Here is a 23,689-nt window from a genome sequence, read left to right on the forward strand (position 1 = left end):
GGCAGTTGACGCGGCGTCAGTCGGCGGCGTGGACCAGCTCGCCCCCGACGTAGGTGCGCAGCACCCGGGCCGACGCGATCTCCTCGGGCGGGCCGGTGAGGATGTCGCGGTCCAGGACGACCAGGTCGGCCAGCAGGCCGGGCGCGAGCACCCCGGCGTCGTCGTGCCCGTTCACATGGGCGGTGCCCGCCGTGTAGGCGGCGATCGCGGAGGCCAGGTCGAGCCGCTGCTCGGGCAGGAACACCCGGTCGTCCTCGGCCTCCGGCTCCCGCCGGTTGACCGCGACGTGCAGACCGGCCAGCGGGTCCGGGCTGCTCACCGGCCAGTCGCTGCCCGCCGCCAGGGTGGCCCCGGCCCGCAGCAGCGCGCCGAACGGGTACTGCCAGGAGGCGCGCTCCGGGCCGAGGAAGGGGATGGTCAGCTCGTCCATCTGCGGCTCGTGCGCCGCCCACAGCGGCTGGATGTTGGCGATGGCGCCGAGCCGGGCGAACCGGGGCAGGTCGTCCGGGTGGACCACCTGGAGGTGGGCGAGGTGGTGCCGGGTGTCGCGCCGGCCGTTGGCGGCGCGGGCGGCCTCGACCGCGTCCAGTGCCTCGCGCACCGCCCGGTCGCCGAGCGCGTGGAAGTGCACCTGGAAGTCCAGCGCGTCGAGTTCGGTGACGTACTCGCGCAGGGCGAGCGGATCGACGAAGCTGAGGCCGGAGTTGGCGGTGGCGCAGCCGCAGCCGTCCAGGTAGGGGCTGGTCATCGCGGCGGTGAAGTTCTCCGCGATGCCGTCCTGCATGATCTTCACCGAGCCGGCCCGGAACCTGCCCTGGGCCGAGTCGGCGCGGCGCTCGACGAGTTCGGCGATCTGCTCGGCGCCCCGCTCGCGCTCCCACCAGAGCGCGCCGTTCACCCGGGCGGTCAGCGCGCCGGAGCGCGCGGCGGTCAGGTAGGCGTCGGACGGGTCCGGCTGGCCGTTGAACTCGCCGAGCAGCGCGTCCTGCCAGCCGGTGATGCCGAGCGAGTGCAGCAGCCGCTGCGCCCGCAGCAGCCCCTCCAGCCGGTCGGCGGCGGTGATCGGCGGCACCAGCCGGGCCACCAGGCCGGTGGCGCCCTCCTGGAGCACGCCGCTCGGGGTGCCGTCGGCCTCGCGCTCGATCCGGCCGTCCGCCGGGTCGGGAGTGTCGCGGTCGACGCCGGCGAGCTCCAGCGCCCGGGTGTTGGCCCAGGCGCCGTGGTGGTCGCGGTTGGTGAGGTAGACCGGACGGTCCGGGACGACGGAGTCGAGCAGTTGCCGGGTCGGCAGGCCGCCCTCGAAGCTCTCCATCGACCAGCCGCTGCCGGTGATCCACTCCTGGTCGGGGTTGGCGTCGGCGTAGGCGCGGATCCGCTCCAGGTAGTCGGCCACGCCGACGGTGCCGGTGAGGTCGCAGACGGCCAGCTCGGTGCCGCCGAAGACGGCGTGGATGTGCGCGTCCTGGAAGCCCGGCAGGAGCAGCTTGCCGGTGAGGTCGACGACCTCGGTGTCCGGGCCGATCAGGTCCCGGACCTCGTCGTGGCCGACGGCGGTAATCCGTCCGCCGGTGACGGCCAGACCGGTCGCCCGGGTGCGGGCGGCGTCGCCGGTGTGCACGGGGCCGCGGCTGAAGACCAGATCGGCCTTGGTCATGGGTGGTGCTCCGTTCTCGGGTGGTGCGGGTGTACGAGGTGCTGGGTGCCGAGTGCGAGGTGCTGAGCGCGAGGTGCTGAGCGCGAGGTGCTGACTGCTGAGTGCCGTGTACCCCGTGCGGTGTGCCCCCGTGCGGCGGGTCGGGCGCGGGCCGGGTGCGTGGGGGTGCACCGGGCCCGCGCCCTCGGTCGTCCTCAGGCCTTCTCGGGCGTACCCGCGGCCTCGCCGAGGAAGTACGCCGAGCGGCGCCGCCAGCGCGCCCAGGCCGCCGCCGGCAGACCGGTGACGATCATCAGTACCACGACGGTGAGCTCGAACCAGCCGTTGTCGGCGGAGAGTTCGAAGTGGTCGGTGGAGTCGTAGAAGGTCCAGGTGAGGTAGCCGCCGACGACCAGCAGGACCGCCGCGCCGAGCAGCGGGCCGACCACCGCGCGCAGCCCCTCCACCAGGTCGGTGCGCAGCAGGTGGCGGAACCGGACGGCGGCCGCGACCGCGGTGAGCGCGTAGTAGAGGGCGACGATGATGCCGATCGCGTTGACGGCCGCCGAGATGAGGTCGTTGACGGTCGGGATGACGATCGAGCACAGCGCCAGCACCACCGCGACCGCGGTGATCAGCAGGGTGCCGACCGCGGGCGTGCGGTGCTTGGGGTGCAGCTTGGTCCAGACCGGGCCGAGCACGCCGTCCCGGCCCATCGCGAACAGCCCGCGGGCGGTGGGGATCACCGAGGACTGCAGCGAGGCCACCGCGGAGAACATCAGCGCGATCAGCGGCAGCGCGGCCAGTGGCTGGTCGGCGAGCCGCGCACCGAAGTAGGTGAGGCCGTGCGCGCCGTTGTCCGCCAGCTCGTCCAGCGGCAGCACCCGCTGGAAGGCCGTGCCGGCGAGCAGGAACAGCAGCAGCATCACGACCAGGGCGAGGGTGCCGGCGCGGGAGGCGTCCCGGGGGTCGTGCACCTCCTCGCCGACGCTGAACACCGACTCGAAGCCCCAGTAGCAGAACACCGCGAGCACCATGCCCTGGGCCACCGCGTCGAAGGAGGGGATCGCGAGCGGGTTGAACCAGTCGAGCGAGAACGGCTGGTCGCCCGCGAACAGCCCGTAGCCGCAGAAGCCGAGCAGGACGGCGTACTCGAACACCAGCAGCGCCTTCTGCAGCCGCGCCGCCAGGCCGAGCCCGCGCACCGCGACCAGCGCGGCGGCGACCAGGACGACCAGGCCGATCAGGGTGCACTGCACGGTCGAGTCGGCGTCCAGCCGCAGCCCGGCGACGCTGCGCACGTGCGCCTCGTCGAGCAGCTGGACGATCGAGGAGCCGGTCACGGTCGTGGTGTAGGCCATGAACACCACGGTGCCGACGGTGTTCACCCAGCCGGTGAGGAAGCCGAGCCAGGGGTTGAGCGTGCGGCCCACCCAGCTGTAACTGCTGCCGGCGTCCGGCTCCGAGCGGTTCAGCCGCCCGTAGCCGCCGGCGATGGCCAGCACGGGGAGGAACGCCAGCAGCATGATCGCGGGGAGGTGGAGCCCGACGACGCCGGCCATCAGGCCGAGGCCGATGCCGATACTGCTGGTCGCGGCGGTACTGGAGGCGGCGATCGCCGCCCCGTCGAGAAGGCCGAGGGAGCGGGGCATGGAGTCCTGGGGGCCGCTGCTGTCCGCTCTCGGACCGCTGCCCATGACCTTCGCCGTCGATGCCAAGGGATCACCGCCTTGCTGGTGGGGGGGTGTGGGGGTGGGGGTGAAGTGCGAGCCATGAAACCGGCGGCTTCGAGACACGTCAATGCTGTTGTCATAAGGATGCCCGCGGGCCCGGCCCCGGTGACGCCCGCGGGCCCGGCCCCGGTGACGCCCGCGGCCCCGGCCCCGGTGACGCCCGCGGGTCCGCCGCCGTGCGCCGCTCCGCGCGCTCCGCACCGTGCGCGGGCGCGCCGCCGGGGCACCCGGAACGCCGCCGGGCGCCCTTTCCCCGCCACCGCACCCGCCGTACGGTCACAACCGGCCGATCGTCCGGCCCGCCGCTCCCCGACCAAGGAGGGCCCGTGGAACCCCGCTGCCCGTTCACCCACGTCCTCGACCCCCACGCCGCCGACCTGCACGCCGAAGCCGCCCACCTGCGCACCCACGGCCCGGCCGTCCGGGTCGAACTCCCCGGCAAGGTCCTCGCCTGGTCGGTGACCCGCGCCGAGGTCGCCCGGCAGCTCCTCTCCGACAGCCGCATCGTCAAGAACGCCCGCCGCCACTGGCCCGAGTGGATCGACGGCCGGGTCGGCCCGGACTGGCCGCTGGCCAGCTGGGTCGCGGTGGAGAGCATGTTCACCAGCGACGGCGAGGACCACCACCGGCTGCGCACCCTGACCGCCCCCGCCTTCGGCCCCCGCCGGGTGGAGGCCCTGCGGCCCCGGGTGCGCGCGATCGTCGCCGCGCTGCTCGACGGGCTGCGCGCCACCGCGCCCGGCGAGCCGGTCGACCTGCACGCCCGGCTCTCCTACCCGCTGCCGACCACCCTGATCTGCGACCTCTTCGGCGTCCCCGAGGAGCAGCGCCCCGAGGTGCGGCGGGTGGTCGACGGCGTCCTGGAGACCGGCGCCTCCCCCGAACGGGCCAAGGCCGTGCTCGACGACCTGTTCGCCGCGATGGCGCGCCTGGTGGCCACCAAGCGGGAGACGCCCGGCGACGACATGACCAGCGAGCTGATCGCGACCCGGGACGCCGCCGGCACCCGGCTGAGCGAGCAGGAGCTGGTGTCCACCCTGATCCTGATGATCGGCGCCGGCTCCGAGACCACCGTCAACCTGATCGACCACACCGCGGCCCTGCTGCTCACCCACCCCGAGCAGCTCGCGCTGGTCCGGGACGGCTCGGCGACCTGGCGGGACGCCATCGAGGAGGCGCTGCGCCTCGAAGCGCCGGTGATGCACCTGCCGCTGCACTTCGCCGCCGAGGACATCGACCTCGGCGAGGGCGTGCTGATCCGCACCGGCGAACCGGTCCTGATCGCCTACGGGGCGAGCGGTCGGGACCCGGAGCTGCACCCCGACCGGCCGGACGTCTTCGACCTCACCCGGCCCGACAAGGCCAGCCTGGCCTTCGGGTACGGACGCCACTACTGCCTGGGCGCCGCGCTCGGCGTGCTGGAGGCGGAGGAGGCCCTGACCGCGCTGTTCGGGGCCTACCCCGAGGTCGAGCTGGCGGTGGCGGCGGAGGAGCTGCGGCACCAGGAGTCCTTCATCGTGAACGCCCTGCGCGCCCTCCCGGTACGCCTCTCCCCCGCCTCCTGACCGGGCGGCCACCACCGGTACCGGGGGCCGTTTGTCAGAGGCGGCCGCTACCGTACGGCCATGGACGACGACCGCACCCCCGCCGTACGCCTGGAGCCCTGGTCCGAGGGCGACGCCGAGCTGCTGCGCGCCCTCAATGCGCCGGAGCTGATGACCCATCTCGGCGGCCCGGAATCCGAGGAGGCCCTCGCCCGCCGCCACCGCCGGTACGTCGACCTGACCGCCGACCGCACCCGCGCGGGGAGGATGTTCCGGATCGTGCTGCCGCAGACGGGGGCGGCGGAGGCGACGGCCGGGGCCATCGGCTTCTGGGACCGCGAGTGGGCCGGCGAGCAGGTGTACGAGACGGGCTGGGCCGTGCTGCCGGCCTTCCAGGGCCGGGGTGTGGCCACGGCCGCGGCCCGCGCGGTGGCGGAGCAGGCCCGGGCCGAGGGCCTGCACCGCCACCTGCACGCCTTCCCCTCGGTGGACCATCCGGCGTCGAACGCGGTCTGCCGGGGGGCGGGCTTCGAACTCCTGGGGCCGCAGGACTTCGAGTACCCGCCGGGCCACCCGATCCGCTGCAACGACTGGCGGCTCGACCTGGGCAAGCCGTAGGGGTTGTCTGACAATTCCCGCCGCGCGCGCGAATCGTCAGACAACCCCTAACCGAGCCGGAGGTTCCAGCGGCCCGCCCGGCCGGTCAGTTCGACCACCGCCAGCGGGGGCACGTCCAGGCGCCGGAAGGCCAGGTCGGGGACGCCGAGCGCGTGCACGGCCGCGGCCCGGACGGCGTCCGGCTCGGCGACCACCAGGACCCGGCCGGTGAGCCCGGCCGCCGTGCCGTCCAGCCACCCGGCGGCCCGGGCGCACAGCTGCCGCACCGACTCGCCCCCGTGCGGGGCGGCGGCCGGGTCGGCGAGCCAGGCCATCACCGCCTCCGGCTCCTCGGCGGCCACCGCGTCGAGGGTCCGCCCGCGCCAGCGCCCGGTCGCGCAGCCGCGCAGCGCGGGCTCGGCGACCGCGTCCGCGAGCCCGAGCTCCTCGGCCGTGCGGCGGCAGCGGGCCGAGGGCGAGCGGAAGCGGTGGGACGCCACCGGGAGGTCCGCCCGGAGGGCGCGGGCCGCACGCACCCCGGCCTCGTCCAGCGCGTCCCCGCCGTCCGCGACGTCGAGGCCGCCCGCCGCGTCACCCCCGTACGCGGAGGCTTCGTCGGCGAACCGTGCCTGCCGCAGCTCGGGTCCGATCGCCGGGGAGACGAAGATCACCCGTACCGTCACGTGTTTTCCCCCTTCGTACACCTGTCACCCTTGGGGGCCCTCGGAGCACCGTGCTCCGTGCCCTCCCGGCGCGCGAATCCGCAGGTCGCGCCACGACAACGATTCCGTGCGCGCCCTTGGCGCCGTCGGCACCGGGCGCTACGGTCTCCCCCGACAACAGAAGACGACGGCGAGACGGAAGTCCGGTGTGAATCCGGCACGGTCGCGCCACTGTATGCCGGACCAGGCCACCTCACGCAACGGCGGGGCCCGGCAAGTCAGACCCGATGGCCGTCGTCCGAGCTCCACCGAACGGGACGCGTGTTTCCCCCAGGAGGTCCTGCCATGGCCCAGTCCGTCTTGTCCCCCAGCCTGCCCTCGGCCGGCTCCGCCCCCGCATCGCTGCCGATCCGCGCGATCCTGCCGTGGGCGCTGTTCCTCGGCACCCTGATGCTGGTCCTGCTCTACTTCGTCGGCGCCGAGCAGGGCGCCACCTCGGTCTTCTCCGGTGCGACGGTGCACGAATGGGTGCACGACGGTCGGCACCTGCTCGGCTTCCCCTGCCACTGATCCCGGAGAACACGCACCGATGAGCAACTCCGCAACCATGCCGTCCGGCACCGTGGGCAGACTCCTGCTGCGCGGCCTGCTGGCCGGCCTGATAGCCGGGCTGGTGGCCTTCGTCTTCGCCTACACCGTCGGCGAGGGCCCCGTCTCGGACTCCATCGCCCAGGAGCAGGCCCACTCCGCCCCGGCCGGGCACCACGACCACGGCGGCGGCTCCGCGGCCGCGGCCGGGGGCACCGAGGACGCGACCGCGCACGAGCACGGGACCGCCGACGCCGGGGGCGAGGAGGAGGAACTGGTCAGCCGGGACGTCCAGTCCACCGCCGGTCTCGCCACCGGTGTGCTGGTGTACGGCGTCGCGGTCGGCGGGATCGCCGCGCTGGCGTTCTGCTTCGCCCTCGGCCGGGTCGGCCGGTTCGGCCCCCGGGCCACCGCCGCGCTGGTCGCGGGCGCGGCCTTCGTCACCGTCTACTTCGTGCCGTTCCTCAAGTACCCGGCGAACCCGCCGGCGGTCGGCAATCCGGACACCATCGGGAAGCGCACCGCGCTGTTCTTCCTGATGATCGCGCTCAGCGTGCTGATCGGCGTCGCCGCGGTGATCCTCGGCAAGCGCCTGGCCCCGCGCCTGGGCACCTGGAACGCCACCGTCGCGGCCGGCCTCGGCTACGCCGTGGTGATGGCCGTACTGGCCTTCGTCCTGCCGCCCAACGACGACGCGATTCCGGACGGCTTCCCGGCCGCCCTGCTGTGGGACTTCCGGCTCGCCTCGATCGGCCTCCAGGTGGTGCTGTGGACGGGGTTCGCCCTGCTCTTCGGCACCCTGGCCGACCGGGCCCTCGCCCCGGCGGCACCGGCCGCCGAGCGCGCGCCGGTCGCCGCCCCGGCGGTCTGACCCGCCCGCACCGCACCGCACCACGACTCGACCCCGCCGAAGGCGCGCCGGCGGGGTCGAGTGGTGCTGCGACGGCGTCGTCCGGCCGCCGGGTCAGACGGTCGCCCCCTCGGCCCGCTCCGCCGCTTCCCGCTCCGCCCCGGCGGCCGCGCCCCGGGCCCGGGCCCGCTTGGCGTAGGCGATCGTCCAGGTGATCAGCAGCGCGGTCACCCCCAGCGACAGCACCGTGTTCAGCGCCTGCATCGCGTCGGTGTCGAGCACGTACGAGAGCCCGACCCGCAGCCCGGCCTCCAGCACGTAGGCCACTCCCCAGCCGATGGTCAGGTTGCGCTGGACCCGGCGGAACCCGGGCAGCGCCCAGAGCCCCTCCCAGCGCTCCAGCGACCCGGCCGAGCCGTCGGTGGCGAACTTGCGGCCGAAGTAGAACATCAGCGGCCGGGGCGCGGCCAGACTGGCCAGGCAGATCACTCCGAACAGGCCCGTGATCACCGAGTCCTTGACCAGCAGGAAGTGCGCGTCGGCGGGCCCGGCCAGGGTGACCACGACGGTCAGCCCGAGGAACAGCAGGGACACCGCCGCGAACTCGTCCACCTGCCGCTTCCACGCCAGGTGGATCCCCAGATCGACGGCGGGCCAGACGGCCGAGATCACCAGCGCGGTGAACTCGCCGTAGCCGTGGCCGGTGAGCTGGTTGTAGGTGATGATCGGCGCGACGACGTTCAGGCCGATGGTGAGCGCCCAGCCGAGTGCGTTCGCACCGCCGCGCCCCTTCGTTGCCTCGGACGGCAAGGTATCCCCCGATGATCTTGATGATGGGCGGGGGGACTCTAGCGGATCCCCCGTCAGGCCCGCTACGGCGCGGACGCCCCGCCCGACAGGTCGTCGACGACCTGTCACCGGCCCCCGCCGGCGGCGGGAACACGGACACGCGTTCGTCGCGAATTCTCGTCCGGCTCCCGACGGCCCGGGCTCCGCCACCGCCCGCCGGCCGAACTCCCAGGCCCGCACCGTTGGTGCGTGTGCACCGCTCGACGGGGCCCGTCCCGGCCTGCCGTTCGGCCGGAACACCGTTCACGACAAGGCCATTGACGAGTACGCGGAAACCGTCGCTAGGATGTCGGCGCTCTCGACGGCGGCCGGCCCGCGGACCGCCCCCGAGTGGCGATCTCCGTTCCGTCCGCACGCCGGTTGGAGGGGGCCATGCTGCCGATCGACCCGGCCGGGCGGCCGGAATACCCGCACGTCGCACCCGGCGACACCGTCGACCGGCTGGGCGGGCGCGACGTCCCGGACCCGTACCGAGCCCTGGAGGACGCCGACGCCCCCGTGACCCGGGAGTGGTCGGCCGGCCAGCGGCGGCTGTTCGACCGGCTGCGCGACGATTGGCCGGCGGTGGACGCGTTCCGGTCCGCGATGACCCGGCTGACCGCCTTCGAGCATCTGACCTCGCCCCAACTCGCGGGCAGCCTGGCCTTCTTCACGGTCCGCGGGCCCGCGGACGAGCACCCCGCGCTGGCGGTCACCGACTCCTCCGGCGCCCGCAGGATCCTGTTCGACCCGCAGCGCCACGACCCCACCGGCCGTACCGTGCTGGGCGGTTGGACACCCGACCCGACCGGCGCGCTGGTCGCCGTGCAGACCGCCGAGGGCGGCGCCGAGGAGTACACCCTGCGGGTGCTGGAGGTGTCCACCGGCCGCACGGTGGACGGGCCGATCACCGGCTGCCCGTACGGCAACGTCGCCTGGTCGGGCGGGCCGGACGCCTTCTACCACGTACGCGGCGGCGTGGCCGGCAGCGGTGGCGCCCGGCTGTACCTGCACCGGATCGGCGAGCACCCGGCGGACGACACCGAAGTCCCCGGCGCCGCAGCGCCCGCCGACGAACCCGACCACGACACCGACGACGGCGACGGCGACGGCGACGGCGACGGAGCCGCCCCCGAGCTGGACGTCCTGCTCGGCGCGGACGGCCGGCTGCTGGTGACCGCCACCGCCGACGGGCTCTCCAGCGGCAACCGCATCCGGATCGCCGACCTGGCCCTCGGCACCCCGGAGAAGCCCGACTGGCGCCCGCTGACCGCCCTGCACGGCGGCTGGAGCTCCCCCTGGCCCGCCGCCGACGGCCTGCTGTACGTGCTCACCGACCTCGACGCGGACCGGGGCCGGATCCTGGTCCTGGACCCGGCGGCGCCGGAGCGGCCGCGCACCCTCGTCCCGCAGCACGAGCACGAGGTGCTGGAGTCCTTCGCCGTACTCGACGACCCCGCGCTGCCGGTCCCGCTGCTGCTGGTGCTCCGCTCGGCCGGCGGGCACGGCCGGATCACCCGGCACGACCTGCGCACCGGCGAACCGCTCGGCACGCTCCCACTGCCCGGCACCGGCGTCGTCACCGATCTCACCTTCCGTCAGGGCGGCCACGAGGCCTGGTTCAGCTACTCCGACCCCACCACCCCGGAGACCGTCCACCACTACGACGCCCGTCGCGGCACGACCGGGGTGTGGCGGGCACCGGGCACCCCGGACGTCCCCGCCGTGCTGGTCTCCGAACTGCGCTGCGCCGCCGCGGACGGCACCGAGGTGACGGTGCTGCTCACCCGGCCCGCCGACCGCCCGACCGGCCCGCTGCCGACCGTTCTCCAGGGCTACGGCGCCTTCGGCGAACCCCAGGTCGCCGACTACTACGCGGCGGCGCTCGCCTGGGCCGGTCTGGGCGGCCAGTTCGCGGTGGCCCGGGTGCGCGGCGGCGGCGAGCACGGCGAGGGCTGGCACCGCGCCGGGATGCGCGAGCACAAGCAGAACGGCATCGACGACTTCCTGGCCGCCGCCCGTGCGCTGCACGACCGGGGGCTGTGTCCGCCCGGCGGGCTCGGCGCGTTCGGCCAGAGCGCCGGCGGCCTCCTGGTCGGCGCGGCGACGACCCAGTGCCCCGAGCTGTTCGCCGCGGTGGCGGCCACCGCCGCCCCGCTCGACATGGCCCGCTACGAGCTGACCGGCTACGGCCCCTACTGGACCGACGAGTTCGGCACCCGGGAGGACCCGGAGGAGCTCGGCTGGCTGCTCGGCTACTCGCCGTACCACCACGTGAAGGCCGGCACCGCCTACCCGGCCGTACTGCTGACCGCGTTCGAGGACGACGCCAGGGTCGACCCGCTGCACGCCCGGAAGATGTGCGCCGCGCTGCAGCGGGCCACCTCCTCGGGCCGCCCGGTGCTGCTCCGTCAGGAGGCCGGCGTCGGGCACGGGGCCCGCGCCCGCACCGGGCGGCTCGCCTATTTCGCCGATGTGCTGGCTTTCCAGGCCGAATACCTGGGACTTTCCGTCCACTCCGCCGAGAACGAAGATCCCCCCGCGAAAAAGGTGTTCTGACATCTTGTCCGGGAAGTTCCGCGATGAATAGCATGGAGTCCGATCGGAGGGGGGAGGTGATTCCAATGATCAAGAAGTCCACCAAGCGCTACAGCAGCGCCGCCAGCACCGCCAAGGGCTGAGCCTGAAATGCGGCGGGGCTTCCTTCGCAACGACGCCCCGCCGCACCCGTCCGGAACTCCTCCACGAATTCCCGGACCCGGTATTCCATGATTTCCGCCGCCCAGTCCCCGAGGGGTATTCGTGGCACGTCCCGCGCTCAAGACGAGCATCCCCTACTTCGTTTCCGACGGCTCGGTCCACTTCCGCCTCGGCGGCGAGCTGACCTCGCTGGAGGACACCGACGGCCGCGTGCTGAGGCTGCTCCAGCTCCTGGACGGCAGCCGCGACCTGGACGCCGTCCACCGCGAGCTCAGCGCCGACTACCCCGACCTCACCGCCGAGGACGTGCGCGAGGCCGTCGACGACCTGGACGCGAGCGGCCTGGTGCAGGACACCGCCGACCGGGGCGAGGACTTCGACGCCGCCGCCCGCGAGCGCTGGTCCAACAACCTGGGCTTCTTCGAGACCTACGCCTCCCTGGGGACCTCCAAGTACGAGTTCCAGCGCCGCATCCGCGACGCCCGGGTGGCCGTGCTCGGCGTCGGCGGCATCGGCTCGCACACCCTGATCGACCTGGTCGCGATCGGCTTCACGGACATCCGGATCGTCGACTTCGACAAGATCGAGGTCTCCAACTTCAACCGCCAGATCATCTACGGCGAGCCGGACGTCGGCCGCACCAAGGTCCATGTCGCCGCCGAGCGGGCCCGCCGGCTCAACAGCCGGGTGCGGGTCGACGCGGTCGAGGCCAAGCTGATGTCCGCCGACGACGTCTACGCGGTGGTGCACGACCGGGACATCGTGATCGCCGTGGTCGACCGCCCCAAGGTGCACGTCGCGCACTGGCTCAACGAGGGCTGCGTCCGGGCCGGGACCACCCTGATCGGCGGCGGCGTCGACACCCAGCGGGCCATCCACTACACGATGGTGCCGGGCGTCAGCGGCTGCGTGGAGTGCTGGTACGGGCAGGTCCGCCGGGACGACCCGACCTCGCGGATGGTGCTGGACGTCCTCGACGACATCGACCGCGAGGGCAGCGCCTACGGCGAGGACACCGCCGCCTTCAACGGGCTGGTGGTGGTCGCCGCCGCCCACATGGTCTCCGAGATGGTCCGGCTGGCCTCCCGGGTCTGCCCGCCGCTCGCGGTGGGCCGGCTGCTGGAGCAGACCTTCCACAACCCCCGGGTGCGCCAGGCCGAGACCTGGACCCGCGACCCCGACTGCGCCGTCTGCCGCGACGCCCGGCCCGCCGCCGGCGCCGAGTGGCTGACCCGGGTCGACCGGGAGGAGCTCCCCTTCTGACCCCGCGACCCGCGGACCCACGGCCCGCGACCGGCCGGAAACCCGGTGGGAACGCCGTACCGACGGCGCCCGCCGGGATTTCGGCGCTCCGCCGGAACCGTTCCGGAGCACCTTTTGCTTTCCACCGGGTCCACCATCGCTCCACCACCGACCCGTCGTCGATCCACCATCGAAAAAAGTGCATAGGAGAACGCCGGTGCCCACCGCGAAGCCGATCGAGGAACGTCCGACCCCGGGCCCGGCGGACATCCGCCTGCGCGCCGCATTCCTGGTCTCCGGGATCGGTGACTGGATCTACCGGCTGGCCATTCCGGTCCTCGTCCTGAAAATCACCGGCTCGGCCACCTCGACCGCCCTCGCCTACGCGATCGAGTTCATTCCGTACATTGTGATCGGACTCTTCGCGGGCGTCATCGCGGACCGGTTCGACCGCCGCCGGGTGATGATTCTCTGCGACCTCTCCTCCGCCGTGCTGGCACTCGCCGTCACCGCGCTGGCGACGCTCGACCGTCCGCCGCTGGCCGCGATCTACCTCTGTGCGTTCCTGCTCGCCTGCGTCCGCCCGTTCTACTTCCCGGCGTTCCAGGGCTTCCTGGTCGACGTGGTGCCCGAGCAGCGGCTCGCCCGGGTCAACTCCTGGACCCAGACGGTCGACAGCGCGCTCGGCTTCATCGGCCCGGTGGCCGGCATCACCGCCGTCGCGGCGCTGGGCGTCCCGGTCTCCGCGCTGGTCAACGCGCTCTCCTTCGGGGCCTCCGCCCTGCTGATCGCCGCCATCTCCACCACCCCCGCCCCCGCCGCGGGGCCGACCACGGCCGCCCGGATCGCCAAGGACTTCGCCGACGGCCTGCGGGCCCTGCGGACCATGCGGGCGGTGCTCTGGGGCACCGTGCTGATGGCCCTGTCCAACCTCGCCGCCTGGACGGTCGAGGGCAGCCTCTTCTACCTCGTCCTGGAGGTCGAGGAGAAGCCGAAGGTCGTGCTCGGCCTCGTCCTCGGCGCCCAGGGCCTCGGCGCCGTGCTGGGCGGGGTGCTCGCACCGCGCCTGACGGACCGCTACCGTCTGGGCCCGCTGCTGGCGTTCGGCATGGGCCTGTCGGGGGCGACCATGGTCCTGCCGGCCCTGGTGCCCACCTGGTGGGCGGTGCTGATCGCCTGGGGCGTGGAGGGCGTCGCCACCTCGCTGGTGATCGTCAGCTGGTTCACCGCCCGGCAGAAGGTGGTGCCCTCCGAGGTGATCGGCCGGGTGGTGTCGGTCAGCCGGGCCGCCGCCTACGCGACCATCCCGCTCGGCGCGGTGCTCGGCGGCCGGCTGGTCTCCGGCTCCTCCCCCACCCGTACGCTCTTCGTGTGCGCGGCCGTGGTGCAGGCGGTAGTGTTCCTCGGCACCGCGTTCTCCCCGGTGGTGCGCATCGACCCCGGCCCCGGGGCCGCCCCGAACGGCAGCGACAGCGACAGCCGGGCCGATTCCGGTGAAGGGGCCGCTGCGGTCGAGGCCGGCTGACCCGGCGCGGCGGGGACACCACGGCGTCCGAAGGAAGGCCCGGCATGACGGAGAGCGGCACGGCTGAGACCGGCGGCATGGAGACCGGCAGTACGGCGCGGGCGCGGCTCGCCCGGCGCTACCTCGACGTCAACGGCGAGCACCCGATGACCGAGGCCGACGACGCCTATGTCGACCGGCAGTTCGCCCCGCTGGAGCCGCTCTGCGCCCGCCACGGCCGGGACCCGGACGAGGTCCGCGGCCTCATGCTCGCCGGGCGCCTCCCGCTGCCCGGCTACCTGCGCTCCGACGGCACCGAGATGGTCGCCCCCGACCTCCTCGAACTGGTCGACGAGGCGGGCGGGTTGGAGAAGCTGCCGGACTGGTTCCGGGGCCACTGGGAGGACCGCGAGGAGGGCGCGGAGGAGTACGAGTCGTACCTCAGCGGCCAGAACGTCTGTCTGCACCGCCTCCACCCGGTCACCATGCGCCGCAAGGCGGAACTCGTCCGGGGCATCACCGAGGCCCTCGGCCGCCCCGCCACCGCCGGACCCTCCGACCGGCTGTCCGACCCGTCCGACCTGCTCGCCCTGCACGCCCTGGTCGACGAACTCGACGCCCTGGAACCGCCGTTCACCGCCTACGACCGCCTCCGCTTCGGCGGCCCGGTCTCCCGGGACACCTGTATCGACGCCGTCCGCCGCGACCACCCGCTCGGCTGACCCCCTCCCGTCCGGCGGTGGCCGGCGGGCCTCACGGTCACAGCCGGGCGTGCGCCCCGATGTCGGCCCGGAACGCCCCCACCATGGCGGCCGTCACCGTCGGGCGGCACGCGCCGATCCCGGCGAGGTGGTCCGCGGTGGTCGCACCCGGCACCGCGTCGTCGCGCTCGAAGGCGGTCTGGGCGGCGAGGCGCGCGGCGTGCTCGATGTCGGCGGGCGAGAAGTGCTCGCTCGCGGCGACCAGCGCGGGGACGTCCACGTCCACCCGGTCGGTGCCGAGCGCGTAGCGCGCCCAGATCGCGGCCCTGGCGTCCGGGTCGGGGGTGCCGATCGGGATGACGTAGTCGAACCGGCCGGTGCGCAGGAACGCCGGGTCGAGCGAGCGGACCGAGTTGGTGGCGCAGACCAGCAGCCGGCCGTCCCGTTCCCGGAACCCGGGGATCAGCTTGAGCAGTTCGTTGGTCACCCCGTGCGTCGGCCCCGCCCGGCCGGGCTCGCCCCGCACGGGTGCGATCTCCTCCACCTCGTCGATGAAGACCAGCACCCGCTCCAGCTCGCCGATCCGGGTGAACGCGCCGCGCAGCGCGGCGGCGAGGTTGCCCTCGTCGGCGAGGCGGGAGGGCAGCAGTTCGACGAACGGCCAGCCCAGACGGGAGGCGATGGCCCGGGCGAAGGTCGTCTTCCCGGTGCCGGGCGGTCCGAACAGGGTGATCGCCCGCGGCGGCCGCACGCCGTGCCGGGCGGCGCGCTCCGGTTCGGCGAGCGGCAGCACGACCCGCCGCTCGATCAGCTCCTTCTCGGCCGTCATCCCGGCCACCTGGTCCCACAGGTCCCCGCTCAGCACCCGCCCGCCGAGTTCGTCCAGGGTGCCGGCGGCGGGTCCAGCGGCGGGCTCGGTCTTCTCGAAGTACGCGGCGGCGGGCCGCCGTTCGTAGCCGGCGTTGCGCAGCCCCTCGCCGAGCAGCTCCTCCGCCGGCAGCACATAGGCGATCCGTCGCACCCGGGCCTCGACCAGCCGCCGTTCCAGCTCCCGCAGCAGCGCGCTGGCCAGACCGCGCCCGCGCCAGGCCGGGGCGATCGCCACCCGCATCACCCAGGCCCGTTCGCCCGCGCCCGCCACCTGGGCGAGGGCCGCCCCGATCGGCAGGCCGTCGTGCACCGCGACCACGGCGGGCTGGCGGGCGGTGAGCGCGCCGATGCACTCGGCGAGCGAGAACACCGACTCCTGCCCGAGCCCGGCGGTGCTGTCGATCAGATGGACGACGGCGGCGAGGTCGTCCTCGCGGTAGTCGTGGATCAGCCAGTTCACGTGCGTGGCTCCCTGCGCTCGCCGGTGGTGGTGCGGATTGCGGCGAACCTAGGTGCGGCGGCCGGGCCGCGTCGCCCGCCACCCCGGACAAGGGAGCGTGCGCGAACCGTACACGGGGACGGCTTGCCCCGAACGCGACGGACCCCGGCCGGTGTCCGGATTCGACGGAGGCCGAAGCACCTTGGTCGGCCGTGGCACACGCGACAAGACTGGGCCCCGCTTCCACGAGCGTCACGACCGCGCCCCGTCATCGAGGAGTTCCCATGAGCCGCACGTCCACGATCCCCACGACCACGATCCGCACGTCCATGAGCCGCACGTCCACGATCCGTCTGCGCGTCACCGCCGTGGCCCTCGCCGCCTCGGCCTGTCTCCTCGGCGGCGTCGGCGCCGCCCAGGCGTCCACCACCGGCGCCGCCGCCCTCACCACCACCTCGGGCCGGGCGGTCACCGCGACCGAGACGGCGACCTTCACCGGCAGCGGGACCGGCGGTTCGATGGGCGCCGCCATCGAGAGCGCGACCAATGTGGCGCTGTCCTACGCCCAGGCAGCCGGCTGGCAGCGCAGCCAGTGCTACCGCCTCGCCTCCGACGTCCGGCAGTCCAGCGGCTGGTTCACCGCCGTCTCCAAGGTGTTCTGCCAGCGCTGAACCACGCCGGCCCCACCCCCCGCGCCGGCCCCGCCCCCGGGCCGGACCGGCCGGACCGATGCCGCGCCCGGCATCAGTCCGGCCGGCTCCACCGCACGTCCAGGCGCTTGAGGCCGTTCTGGAAGTTGGACACCAGCCGGACGGGCGCCGGGCCGGGCACCAGCTCCAGTCCGGGCAGGCCGGTGAGGACCTGCCGCAGCATCGCCGCCATCTGCAGGCGGGCCAGCCGGGCGCCGACGCAGAAGTGCGGGCCGTGGCCGAAGCTGACGTGGTCGTTCGGGCTCCGGGTGATGTCGAAGCCGTCCGGGTCCGGGAACACGCTCCCGTCCCGGTTGGCGGAGGCGTGGTACACCACCACCTTGTCGCCCCGCCGGATCCGCCGACCGCCGAGTTCGACGTCCCGGGTGGCGGTGCGCCGGAAGTCCACCACCGGCGGCCAGTGGCGCAGCATCTCCTCGACCGCCGAGTCGGTCAGCTCCGGTCGCCGCAGCAGCAGCCGGTACTGCGCGGGGTGGGTGAGCAGGGAGTAGAGACCGCCCGGCAGGGCGTTGCGGACCGTCTCGTTCCCCGCGACCGCGAACAGGAAGAACATCGTCTCGAACTCCGCCGGGCCGAGGCCGCCCTCGCGCATCAGGGCGAGCACGCTGCCGGGGCGGGGGCGTTCGGCGAGCCCGTGGGCGTAGGCGAACATGTCCGCGAGGGCGGCGCGCGAGCGGGGGTTGACCGGGCGGCCGTCGGGCGCGGTACGGGTCGTGGGGCGGTGGGCGAGCGCGGCGCGGCCGAGGTCGGAGAGCGTGGCCGGGTCGACCGTGCCGGAGCCGGCGTGGTCGGCGTGGTCGGCGTCCTGGTAGCCGATCACCCGGTCCGCCCAGTCCTGCAGCAGCAGCCGGTCCTGCTCCGGGACGCCCATGATCCGGGCCAGCGTCCGCACCGGGAGGTCGGCGGCCAGCCGGACGAAGTCCGCCTCGCCGTGCGCCCGCACCCGCCGGACCGCGTCCGCGGCGTGCCGCTCGATGCCGGCGGCCAGCTCGCGCAGGGCGCGCGGGGTGAACGCCCCCGCGACGATGCGGCGCAACCGGGCGTGGTCGGGCGGGTCCTGGTTGAGCATCATCGTCCTGGCGTGGTCCAGGTCGGCCGCCGAGTCCGGGTCGCGGATCTGGGTCGCCCCCAGGTGCGAGGAGAACAGCTCGGGCGTGCGCAGCACGTGTTTGACGTCGGCGTGCCGCAGCACCGCCCAGTAGCCGGGACCGGCGGGCCACGGCCCCACCGCGGGCTCCTCCACCCAGCACACCGGCGACTCGGCGCGCAGTTCGTGGAACAGCTCGTACGGCACGCCCTCGGCATAGGTCCCGGGGAGGAAGATCCGGTTCGCCCGCGCCTGATCGATCGCCATGGCGACCGACCGTACGCCGCGCCCCGACGCACCGCCAGAAGGCGGGACGTCGCGGCTGCGCCCGCCGGTCGCCGGGATCCCGTAGGGTCGGCCAATGGCGAAGTACTTCGACGTGCATCCAGAGTCCCCCCAGCCGCGCACCATCAGCACAGTGGCGGCCAGTCTCCGGTCCGGGGCCCTGATCGCGTACCCGACCGACTCCTGTTTCGCGCTGGGCTGCCAGCTGGACAACCGTGACGGCCTCGACCGGATCCGGTCCATCCGGCGGCTCGACGAGCGGCACCACTTCACCCTGATGTGCGAGGACTTCGCGCAGCTGGGGCAGTTCGTCCAGCTCGACAACAACGTCTTCCGTGCGGTCAAGGCCGCGACGCCGGGCAGCTACACCTTCATCCTCCCCGCCACCAAGGAGGTCCCGCGCCGCCTGATGCACCCGAAGAAGAAGACGGTGGGCGTCAGGATCCCCGACCACCCCGTCACCCGGGCGCTGCTCGCCGAACTCGGCGAGCCGCTGGTCTCCAGCACCCTGCTCCTCCCCGGCGAGGAGGAGCCGATGACCCAGGGGTGGGAGATCAAGGAGCGGCTCGACCACGTGCTGGACGCGGTGGTGGACTCCGGCGACTGCGGCACCGTGCCCACCACGGTGGTCGACTTCTCCGAGGGCGAGCCGGAGATCGTCCGGCGGGGGGCCGGCGACCCCAGCCGCTTCGAGTGACGCTCCGGAGCCCGGGCGCCCGCCCGGGCTCCTCGCCTCAGGCGGCGGCGAGGGCCGCGAGTTCGCGCAGGTCGACGCCGCGGCGCAGCGCGCGCAGGTCGTCCTGGAGGTCCGACGGCGGCACCGCGAGGACGGTGCAGCGGGCGTGCGCCAGGCAGTGGTGGCCCACCGAGCCGCCCCCGAGCATCCGCCGCACCGCACCGCGGACAGTGCCGTGCCGGCCCGCGCCCACCACCAGCAGGTCCCCCGGCCGGTCGGCCAGCCCGGTCAGCACCGGCCCGGCCGGGCCGCGGACCACCTGCGGTTCGACCCGGACCCCGGCCGGGAGCCCGCCGAACGCCTCGTCCAGCGCCCGTTCCAGCCGGGCGGCGGCCATGTCCTCCCAGGCCCGCAGCAGCGGCGGGCAGGGCCGCAGCCGGTAGTTGTGCTCCCCGCCCGCCGGCGTCCACGCCAGCACGGGCACCAGCACCGCACCCCGGTCACGCGCCTCGCCCACCGCCCGGTGCAGAGCGGTCAGGCTCCCCAACGAGCCACTGACTCCGACGATGACGCGTGCGCCGTCCGACATGATCCTTCACTTTCCGGTGTTCGATCGTCCCATTGCTTGGCGATTATGGTTCCACAGGGGATCGAAGCCTGCAAATCGAAGGCTTTAACTGTATACAGCCTTGCATCGTGCAGGCGGGCAACGCCTCCGCCGCCGGTAATTCGCTGGCGGCCGACCGACGGCCCTCGCCACCCTGGTCGACGTGCCCCTGTCGAACACCCCCGAGCCGCCGACCCCTGCGCCGACCGGCGGCCTGCCGCCGCACCTGGGCGACTGAGGAGCAGGGCGGCCGAGGAGGCGGGCGGGCGAGGGGCCGGGCAACCCGGCGGCGGCATACGATCAGCGGATGAGCAAGCGTAGTGATTCCTCGTCATCCTCCCCGGTGACGGCGTTCTCGCACGGGTGGGCGCTGCCGTCCGGGGACTCCGTCCTGTCCATCGGCTCGGTCGGGTCGGTGCTGTCCATCGGTTCGGTCGGCTCGGTGCTGTCGGTCGGCTCCGTCGGCAGTTTCCTGTCGATCGGCTCGGCCGGTTCGGCGGCCTCCGCGCTGTCCATCGGCTCGTGGCTGAGCGTCGGCTCGCTGCTCTCCGCGAACTCGCGGTGGTCGGTGCTGTCCTGGCGCTCCCGGCGGGGCCTGATGGTGGCGGGCACGGTCGCGCTCGCCGCAGGAGCGGCGCTCGCGGGCGGGTCGGCGTCCGCCCTCCGCCGACGGTAAGGCCCGGCATGGCGACCAAGCTCCCCCCGATCGGCCCCTCGCTCGGCCCTCTGCTCGGCCCCTGGATACGGCGCCTGCCGCGCAATCCGGCGTTCTGGTACGTGGCCGCGCTGGCCGCGATGTGGCCGGTGCTGCGACTGCTGCCGCCCGAACGGGTGCACGCGCTGCGCACCTGGGCGTCCACCGACCTCGGCAATCTGCACCTGTGGCCGGACGGCCATCCGATCGAGTCGCTGACCGTCTCGGTGTTCGTGCCGCAGGACACCATCTGGGTCTGGCCGGTGTTCGCGCTGTCCCTGTTCGCGGTGGTCGGGGCGCTCGGCGCCCGCCGGGCGGTGGCCTCCGTGGCCCTCGTCCACGTCGCGGCGACCGCCCTCACCGAGGGCCTGGTGTGGTGGCGGATCGAGCACGGCTCACTGCCGGCCGAGGCCGCGCACGCGATGGACACCGGCCCGTCCTACGTCGTGGTCACCGCCCTGACGCTGGCCGCCACCCGGGCCCGCCCGGTGTGGTCGCGGGCGGTCTGGCTGCTGATGCTGGCGGTGGCGGCCCCCGCGCTGCTGGCCGGCCTCCCGGACGGCGAGACCGCCGCCGTCGGCCACCTGGCCTCGCTGCTCGCGGGCCTCGCCCTCGCCGCCGCCCACCGCTTCGGCCTCCCGCCACTGCGCCGCCGACCCCACCCCGCACCCCGACCCGAGCCCGGTTCCACCGGGCCGGACCCGCGCCCCGAGCGGGTCCCGTCCCGCTGAAGCACCGCCGAAGCACCGCCGAAGCACCGCTGCGGTACTGGCCGCCGGCCGACGAGGCCGTCGCCCCCGGCGACCCGGGTCCGCGCGGGTGACGCTCGCCCGGGCCACGGCATCGCCGACCGCGACACGCGGAGCACGCCCCTCATCGTGTGGGCACGAACCTTCCCCCACCGAGGAGCACGCATGTCCACGCTGAGACCACATCGGCGAAAGTCCCTCACCGCAGCCGCTCTGACGGGCTCCCTGCTGGCCGTCCTGATTCTGTCCGGCAGCGCGGCCGGAAGCCCCGGCCCGCGAACCCTCCGACCCGGGATCCCGGGCACCGCCCTCACCTGGGGCAGCAACGTCGAGGGCCAGCTGGGCGACGGCACCACCGTCGGGCAGAGCACCTCCCCCACTCCGGTCTGCGGGGCGGCCCCGTGCACCGACCCGCTCCAGGGAGTGATCGCCGTCTCGGGCGGTGACCGGCACAGCGTGGCGCTGCGCTCCGACGGCACCGTCGTCACCTGGGGCGACAACACCCACGGTCAGCTCGGCGACGGCACCACCACCAACAGCACCACCCCCGTCCGGGTCTGTGCCGTGGGGCAGATCGCGCCCTGCTCCGCGTTCCTGGACGACGTCGTCGCCGTGGCCGCGGGTGCCGCCCACACCACGGCGCTGCGCGCGGGCGGCACGGTCGTCACGTGGGGGCTCAACGAGCACGGCCAGCTCGGCAACCCGATCACCACGGACAGCAGCACTCCCGTCCCGGTCTGCCTCACGAGCGACTGCGGCTACCTGCTGAACGACGTGGTCTCCATCGCGGCCGGCGCCGAGCACAACCTCGCCCTGCACACCAACGGCGAGGTCGACACCTGGGGCGACGACCGCCACAGCCAGCTGGGCCGGCCCACCAGCACCGGCCAGGTCTTCCACGTCTGCGCCTCGGACCCGTTCGACTACTGCCGCCCGCTCCAGAACGTGGCGTCGGTCGCCGCCGGCGGCGACCACAGCGTCGTGGTGCGGCTCGACGGCACCGTCCAGGCCTGGGGCGAGAACGACCTCGGGCAGCTCGGTGACGGCACCACCACCGAGCAACTGGTGCCAGTGCACGTCTGCGACACCGGTGCGATCGCACCGTGCGACGGGCAGCTCACCTGCGCCGTGGCCGTCGGCGCCGGCTACAGCCACACCCTCGCCGTGATCCGGCCCTGACCACGAGAGAGCCCCCGGCGGTCCGGGGGCTCCCACCCGGCACGCTCGGCGCGGGTCGACGAGCTCCTGGGCGAAGACCGTCCCGAGGGGGATCGGGGCCCGCATACCGCCGGCAGTCCCACTGGCGCACCTCCTCCCGCCGTCCCGTGTCCGGATGTGACAGGGAATCGTCATTGCCGCCGTCCGGCCGCCCGGCCGAGGATGGACCCATGCCCACTCCGCACCGGGTCGTCATCGCGGTCTTCCCCGATGTCGACCTCCTCGACGTCACCGGCCCGGCCGAGGTGTTCGCGCTGGCCAACCGGGAGACCGGTGGCCGGGCGGGCTATCAGGTCCGGCTCGCCGGTCCGGTCGGCGGCGCCGTCCGGACCTCGGCGGGGGTGCGGCTGCTCGCCGACCTCTCCTTCGCCGAGGTCGGCGCGGACGTGGACACCCTGCTGGTGCCGGGCGCGGTCGAACTGACCGGCCACGGACCGGTGGCCAAGGTCGACACCACCGTCGTCGACTGGGTGCGCGAGACCGCGCCGCACGCGCGCCGGGTGGCCTCGGTGTGCGTGGGCGCCCACGTCCTGGCGGCGGCCGGCCTGCTGGACGGGCGGACGGCGACCACCCACTGGTCGACCGCCGCTCAGCTCGCCGCCGATCATCCCGAGGTGACGGTCGACCCCGACCCGATCTTCGTCCGTACCGACCGGGGCCGGCTGTGGACCGGGGCCGGCATCAGCGCCTGCCTGGACCTCGCCCTCGCCCTGGTGGCCGAGGACCAGGGCGAACGGACCGCGCTGGCGGTGGCCCGGCAGCTGGTGATGTACCTCAAGCGGCAGGGCGGGCAGAGCCAGTTCTCCGTCCCGCTGAGCCACCCGGCCACCGAGCGGCGCGACATCGACGAGCTGCTGCGGTGGATCGCCGAGCACCTCGACGGCGACCTCTCCACCCCGGCCCTGGCCGCCCGGATGTGCCTCAGCGAGCGGCACTTCGCCCGCGTCTTCACCCAGGAGACCGGCACCGGCCCGGCCGGTTACGTCGAGGCGGCCCGGGTGGAGGCGGCCCGGCGCCTGCTGGAGACCACCGACCGGCCGCTCGACCAGGTCGCGGCAGCGGCCGGACTCGGCTCGGCGGAGACCCTCCACCGGGCCTTCCGCCGCCGGCTCGCCACCACCCCGGCCGCCTACCGCCGCCGCTTCCGCACCCCGACCGGCTGACACCTGCCCCTTCCTCCGCGCCGCTCCCTCCCTCCCCCATGCCCTGAAACAAGCGAAATGTCCCAGAAAGGCACCCTTATGACCACGTACACCACCACCCCGGCCACTCCCCTGCGCACCGTGATCGGCCTGGACGACCGGCTGCCCCGGCTGGCCGACTCCGTCCTCCTCATGATCGATTTCCAGAACACCTACCGCACCGGCGTGATGGCCCTGGACGGCGCCGAGGAGGCCCTCGCCTCCGCCGCCGACCTCCTGCGGCGCGCCCGCGCGGCGGGCACCCCGGTGATCCACATCGTCAACGACGGCGGCCCGGGCACCCCGTACGACATCCGCGCCGACATCGGCGCCATCAGCCCCGAGGTCGCGCCCCTCGCCGGCGAACCCGTCCTCGTCAAGGCCTTCCCCGACGCCTTCCACGCCACCGAGCTCACCGCGACCCTCACCGCCCTCGGCTTCGCCCCGGAGAGCGGCAAGGACCTCGTCCTGGCCGGCTTCATGACCCACATGTGCGTCACCTTCACCGCCCAGGGCGCCTTCCGCCTCGGCTACCGCCCCACCGTCGTCGCCTCCACCACCGCCACCCGCCCCCTCACCGCCCCCGACGGC

Annotated in this window: 22 protein-coding genes; 15 read left to right on the forward strand and 7 right to left on the reverse strand. The window is 74.2% G+C overall.

Going from position 1 to position 23,689, the window contains the following annotated elements:
- Positions 1 to 16 precede the first annotated feature (16 nt).
- Both ADK60_RS17830 and ADK60_RS17835 read right to left on the reverse strand, forming a co-directional pair.
- Entirely contained in the window at positions 17 to 1,654 is a 1,638-nt protein-coding gene (locus ADK60_RS17830) for an amidohydrolase (protein ID WP_053647180.1), read from the reverse strand.
- 194 nt (positions 1,655 to 1,848) lie between these two features.
- Positions 1,849 to 3,285: an APC family permease gene (locus ADK60_RS17835; RefSeq protein ID WP_234326327.1), complete on the reverse strand. Its 1,437-nt coding sequence runs from the start codon at positions 3,283 to 3,285 to the stop codon at positions 1,849 to 1,851.
- A 407-nt stretch (positions 3,286 to 3,692) separates the two neighbouring features.
- Between ADK60_RS17835 and ADK60_RS17840 the strand changes: the two genes are divergently transcribed.
- Positions 3,693 to 4,931 carry a cytochrome P450 family protein gene (locus tag ADK60_RS17840; RefSeq protein WP_053647182.1) on the forward strand — a complete coding sequence of 413 codons (1,239 nt, stop codon included), beginning with the start codon at positions 3,693 to 3,695 and terminating at the stop codon, positions 4,929 to 4,931.
- Between the two features lie 60 nt (positions 4,932 to 4,991).
- The gene (locus tag ADK60_RS17845) at positions 4,992 to 5,528 is read left to right on the forward strand and encodes a GNAT family N-acetyltransferase (protein WP_053647183.1); all 537 of its coding nucleotides are present in this window, start codon (positions 4,992 to 4,994) and stop codon (positions 5,526 to 5,528) included.
- A gap of 47 nt (positions 5,529 to 5,575) precedes the next feature.
- Here the strand turns inward: ADK60_RS17845 and ADK60_RS17850 are convergent, their stop codons facing one another.
- On the reverse strand, positions 5,576 to 6,190 hold the full coding sequence (locus ADK60_RS17850) for a histidine phosphatase family protein (RefSeq protein ID WP_053647185.1): 615 nt from the start codon (positions 6,188 to 6,190) through the stop codon (positions 5,576 to 5,578).
- Positions 6,191 to 6,514: 324 nt separating this feature from the next.
- Here ADK60_RS17850 and ADK60_RS17855 point away from each other — a divergent pair, with 324 nt between their 5' ends.
- Both ADK60_RS17855 and ADK60_RS17860 read left to right on the forward strand, forming a co-directional pair.
- On the forward strand, positions 6,515 to 6,739 hold the full coding sequence (locus ADK60_RS17855) for a CbtB domain-containing protein (RefSeq protein ID WP_030394041.1): 225 nt from the start codon (positions 6,515 to 6,517) through the stop codon (positions 6,737 to 6,739).
- Positions 6,740 to 6,776: 37 nt separating this feature from the next.
- Complete coding sequence (locus tag ADK60_RS17860; protein ID WP_053647214.1) at positions 6,777 to 7,628, forward strand: CbtA family protein; 852 nt, start codon at positions 6,777 to 6,779, stop codon at positions 7,626 to 7,628.
- 93 nt (positions 7,629 to 7,721) lie between these two features.
- Here ADK60_RS17860 and ADK60_RS17865 read toward each other — a convergent pair whose 3' ends face one another.
- Positions 7,722 to 8,417, reverse strand: coding sequence for a VC0807 family protein (locus ADK60_RS17865; RefSeq protein ID WP_053647187.1), 696 nt, complete (start codon positions 8,415 to 8,417; stop codon positions 7,722 to 7,724).
- Between the two features lie 411 nt (positions 8,418 to 8,828).
- On the opposite strand from ADK60_RS17865, the gene ADK60_RS17870 reads away from it, so the two are divergent.
- The 4 genes from ADK60_RS17870 to ADK60_RS17885 all read left to right on the forward strand — a co-directional run bounded on the left by ADK60_RS17870 (position 8,829) and on the right by ADK60_RS17885 (position 14,603).
- Positions 8,829 to 10,994, forward strand: a complete 2,166-nt coding sequence (locus tag ADK60_RS17870) for a prolyl oligopeptidase family serine peptidase (RefSeq protein WP_053647189.1) — start codon at positions 8,829 to 8,831, stop codon at positions 10,992 to 10,994.
- A gap of 243 nt (positions 10,995 to 11,237) precedes the next feature.
- Positions 11,238 to 12,398 (forward strand): ThiF family adenylyltransferase, encoded by a 1,161-nt coding sequence (locus ADK60_RS17875; RefSeq protein ID WP_053647191.1) that lies wholly within the window; start codon positions 11,238 to 11,240, stop codon positions 12,396 to 12,398.
- Between the two features lie 196 nt (positions 12,399 to 12,594).
- Complete coding sequence (locus ADK60_RS17880) at positions 12,595 to 13,902, forward strand: MFS transporter (RefSeq protein ID WP_053647192.1); 1,308 nt, start codon at positions 12,595 to 12,597, stop codon at positions 13,900 to 13,902.
- Between the two features lie 44 nt (positions 13,903 to 13,946).
- Positions 13,947 to 14,603: a DUF6058 family natural product biosynthesis protein gene (locus ADK60_RS17885; protein ID WP_234371128.1), complete on the forward strand. Its 657-nt coding sequence runs from the start codon at positions 13,947 to 13,949 to the stop codon at positions 14,601 to 14,603.
- 37 nt (positions 14,604 to 14,640) lie between these two features.
- Here the strand turns inward: ADK60_RS17885 and ADK60_RS17890 are convergent, their stop codons facing one another.
- Positions 14,641 to 15,912 (reverse strand): ATP-binding protein, encoded by a 1,272-nt coding sequence (locus ADK60_RS17890; protein ID WP_053647194.1) that lies wholly within the window; start codon positions 15,910 to 15,912, stop codon positions 14,641 to 14,643.
- 263 nt (positions 15,913 to 16,175) lie between these two features.
- On the opposite strand from ADK60_RS17890, the gene ADK60_RS17895 reads away from it, so the two are divergent.
- Complete coding sequence (locus tag ADK60_RS17895) at positions 16,176 to 16,562, forward strand: hypothetical protein (RefSeq protein WP_053647197.1); 387 nt, start codon at positions 16,176 to 16,178, stop codon at positions 16,560 to 16,562.
- Positions 16,563 to 16,635: 73 nt separating this feature from the next.
- Here ADK60_RS17895 and ADK60_RS17900 read toward each other — a convergent pair whose 3' ends face one another.
- On the reverse strand, positions 16,636 to 17,955 hold the full coding sequence (locus tag ADK60_RS17900; protein ID WP_053647199.1) for a cytochrome P450: 1,320 nt from the start codon (positions 17,953 to 17,955) through the stop codon (positions 16,636 to 16,638).
- 94 nt (positions 17,956 to 18,049) lie between these two features.
- Here ADK60_RS17900 and ADK60_RS17905 point away from each other — a divergent pair, with 94 nt between their 5' ends.
- Positions 18,050 to 18,670, forward strand: coding sequence for an L-threonylcarbamoyladenylate synthase (locus ADK60_RS17905; RefSeq protein WP_045942723.1), 621 nt, complete (start codon positions 18,050 to 18,052; stop codon positions 18,668 to 18,670).
- A gap of 37 nt (positions 18,671 to 18,707) precedes the next feature.
- Here the strand turns inward: ADK60_RS17905 and ADK60_RS17910 are convergent, their stop codons facing one another.
- Entirely contained in the window at positions 18,708 to 19,238 is a 531-nt protein-coding gene (locus tag ADK60_RS17910) for a universal stress protein (RefSeq protein WP_053647201.1), read from the reverse strand.
- Between the two features lie 325 nt (positions 19,239 to 19,563).
- Between ADK60_RS17910 and ADK60_RS17915 the strand changes: the two genes are divergently transcribed.
- From ADK60_RS17915 to ADK60_RS17935, 5 genes are all read left to right on the forward strand, one after another.
- The gene (locus ADK60_RS17915; protein ID WP_053647203.1) at positions 19,564 to 19,932 is read left to right on the forward strand and encodes a hypothetical protein; all 369 of its coding nucleotides are present in this window, start codon (positions 19,564 to 19,566) and stop codon (positions 19,930 to 19,932) included.
- 8 nt (positions 19,933 to 19,940) lie between these two features.
- Positions 19,941 to 20,681: a rhomboid-like protein gene (locus ADK60_RS17920; protein WP_045942720.1), complete on the forward strand. Its 741-nt coding sequence runs from the start codon at positions 19,941 to 19,943 to the stop codon at positions 20,679 to 20,681.
- Positions 20,682 to 20,864: 183 nt separating this feature from the next.
- Entirely contained in the window at positions 20,865 to 21,878 is a 1,014-nt protein-coding gene (locus ADK60_RS17925; RefSeq protein ID WP_053647205.1) for an RCC1 domain-containing protein, read from the forward strand.
- Between the two features lie 209 nt (positions 21,879 to 22,087).
- Positions 22,088 to 23,080: a GlxA family transcriptional regulator gene (locus ADK60_RS17930; RefSeq protein WP_053647207.1), complete on the forward strand. Its 993-nt coding sequence runs from the start codon at positions 22,088 to 22,090 to the stop codon at positions 23,078 to 23,080.
- A 78-nt stretch (positions 23,081 to 23,158) separates the two neighbouring features.
- The coding region (locus ADK60_RS17935; protein WP_053647208.1) for a cysteine hydrolase family protein at positions 23,159 to 23,689 on the forward strand (531 nt) is incomplete at its 3' end.

Source organism: Streptomyces sp. XY431 (assembly GCF_001279805.1).
In the GTDB taxonomy this organism is placed as follows: Bacteria; Actinomycetota; Actinomycetes; order Streptomycetales; family Streptomycetaceae; genus Kitasatospora; species Kitasatospora purpeofusca.

What these genes read in the sequence shown, in the direction of transcription:
- ADK60_RS17830 (WP_053647180.1), bottom strand. Translation starts at nt 1,654, where the DNA reads ATGACCAAGGCCGATCTGGTCTTCAGCCGCGGCCCCGTGCACACCGGC.
- ADK60_RS17835 (WP_234326327.1), bottom strand. Translation starts at nt 3,285, where the DNA reads ATGCCCCGCTCCCTCGGCCTTCTCGACGGGGCGGCGATCGCCGCCTCC.
- ADK60_RS17845 (WP_053647183.1), top strand. Translation starts at nt 4,992, where the DNA reads ATGGACGACGACCGCACCCCCGCCGTACGCCTGGAGCCCTGGTCCGAG.
- ADK60_RS17855 (WP_030394041.1), top strand. Translation starts at nt 6,515, where the DNA reads ATGGCCCAGTCCGTCTTGTCCCCCAGCCTGCCCTCGGCCGGCTCCGCC.
- ADK60_RS17860 (WP_053647214.1), top strand. Translation starts at nt 6,777, where the DNA reads ATGCCGTCCGGCACCGTGGGCAGACTCCTGCTGCGCGGCCTGCTGGCC.
- ADK60_RS17870 (WP_053647189.1), top strand. Translation starts at nt 8,829, where the DNA reads ATGCTGCCGATCGACCCGGCCGGGCGGCCGGAATACCCGCACGTCGCA.
- ADK60_RS17885 (WP_234371128.1), top strand. Translation starts at nt 13,947, where the DNA reads ATGACGGAGAGCGGCACGGCTGAGACCGGCGGCATGGAGACCGGCAGT.
- ADK60_RS17895 (WP_053647197.1), top strand. Translation starts at nt 16,176, where the DNA reads ATGAGCCGCACGTCCACGATCCCCACGACCACGATCCGCACGTCCATG.
- ADK60_RS17900 (WP_053647199.1), bottom strand. Translation starts at nt 17,955, where the DNA reads ATGGCGATCGATCAGGCGCGGGCGAACCGGATCTTCCTCCCCGGGACC.
- ADK60_RS17905 (WP_045942723.1), top strand. Translation starts at nt 18,050, where the DNA reads ATGGCGAAGTACTTCGACGTGCATCCAGAGTCCCCCCAGCCGCGCACC.
- ADK60_RS17910 (WP_053647201.1), bottom strand. Translation starts at nt 19,238, where the DNA reads ATGTCGGACGGCGCACGCGTCATCGTCGGAGTCAGTGGCTCGTTGGGG.
- ADK60_RS17915 (WP_053647203.1), top strand. Translation starts at nt 19,564, where the DNA reads ATGAGCAAGCGTAGTGATTCCTCGTCATCCTCCCCGGTGACGGCGTTC.
- ADK60_RS17920 (WP_045942720.1), top strand. Translation starts at nt 19,941, where the DNA reads ATGGCGACCAAGCTCCCCCCGATCGGCCCCTCGCTCGGCCCTCTGCTC.
- ADK60_RS17925 (WP_053647205.1), top strand. Translation starts at nt 20,865, where the DNA reads ATGTCCACGCTGAGACCACATCGGCGAAAGTCCCTCACCGCAGCCGCT.
- ADK60_RS17930 (WP_053647207.1), top strand. Translation starts at nt 22,088, where the DNA reads ATGCCCACTCCGCACCGGGTCGTCATCGCGGTCTTCCCCGATGTCGAC.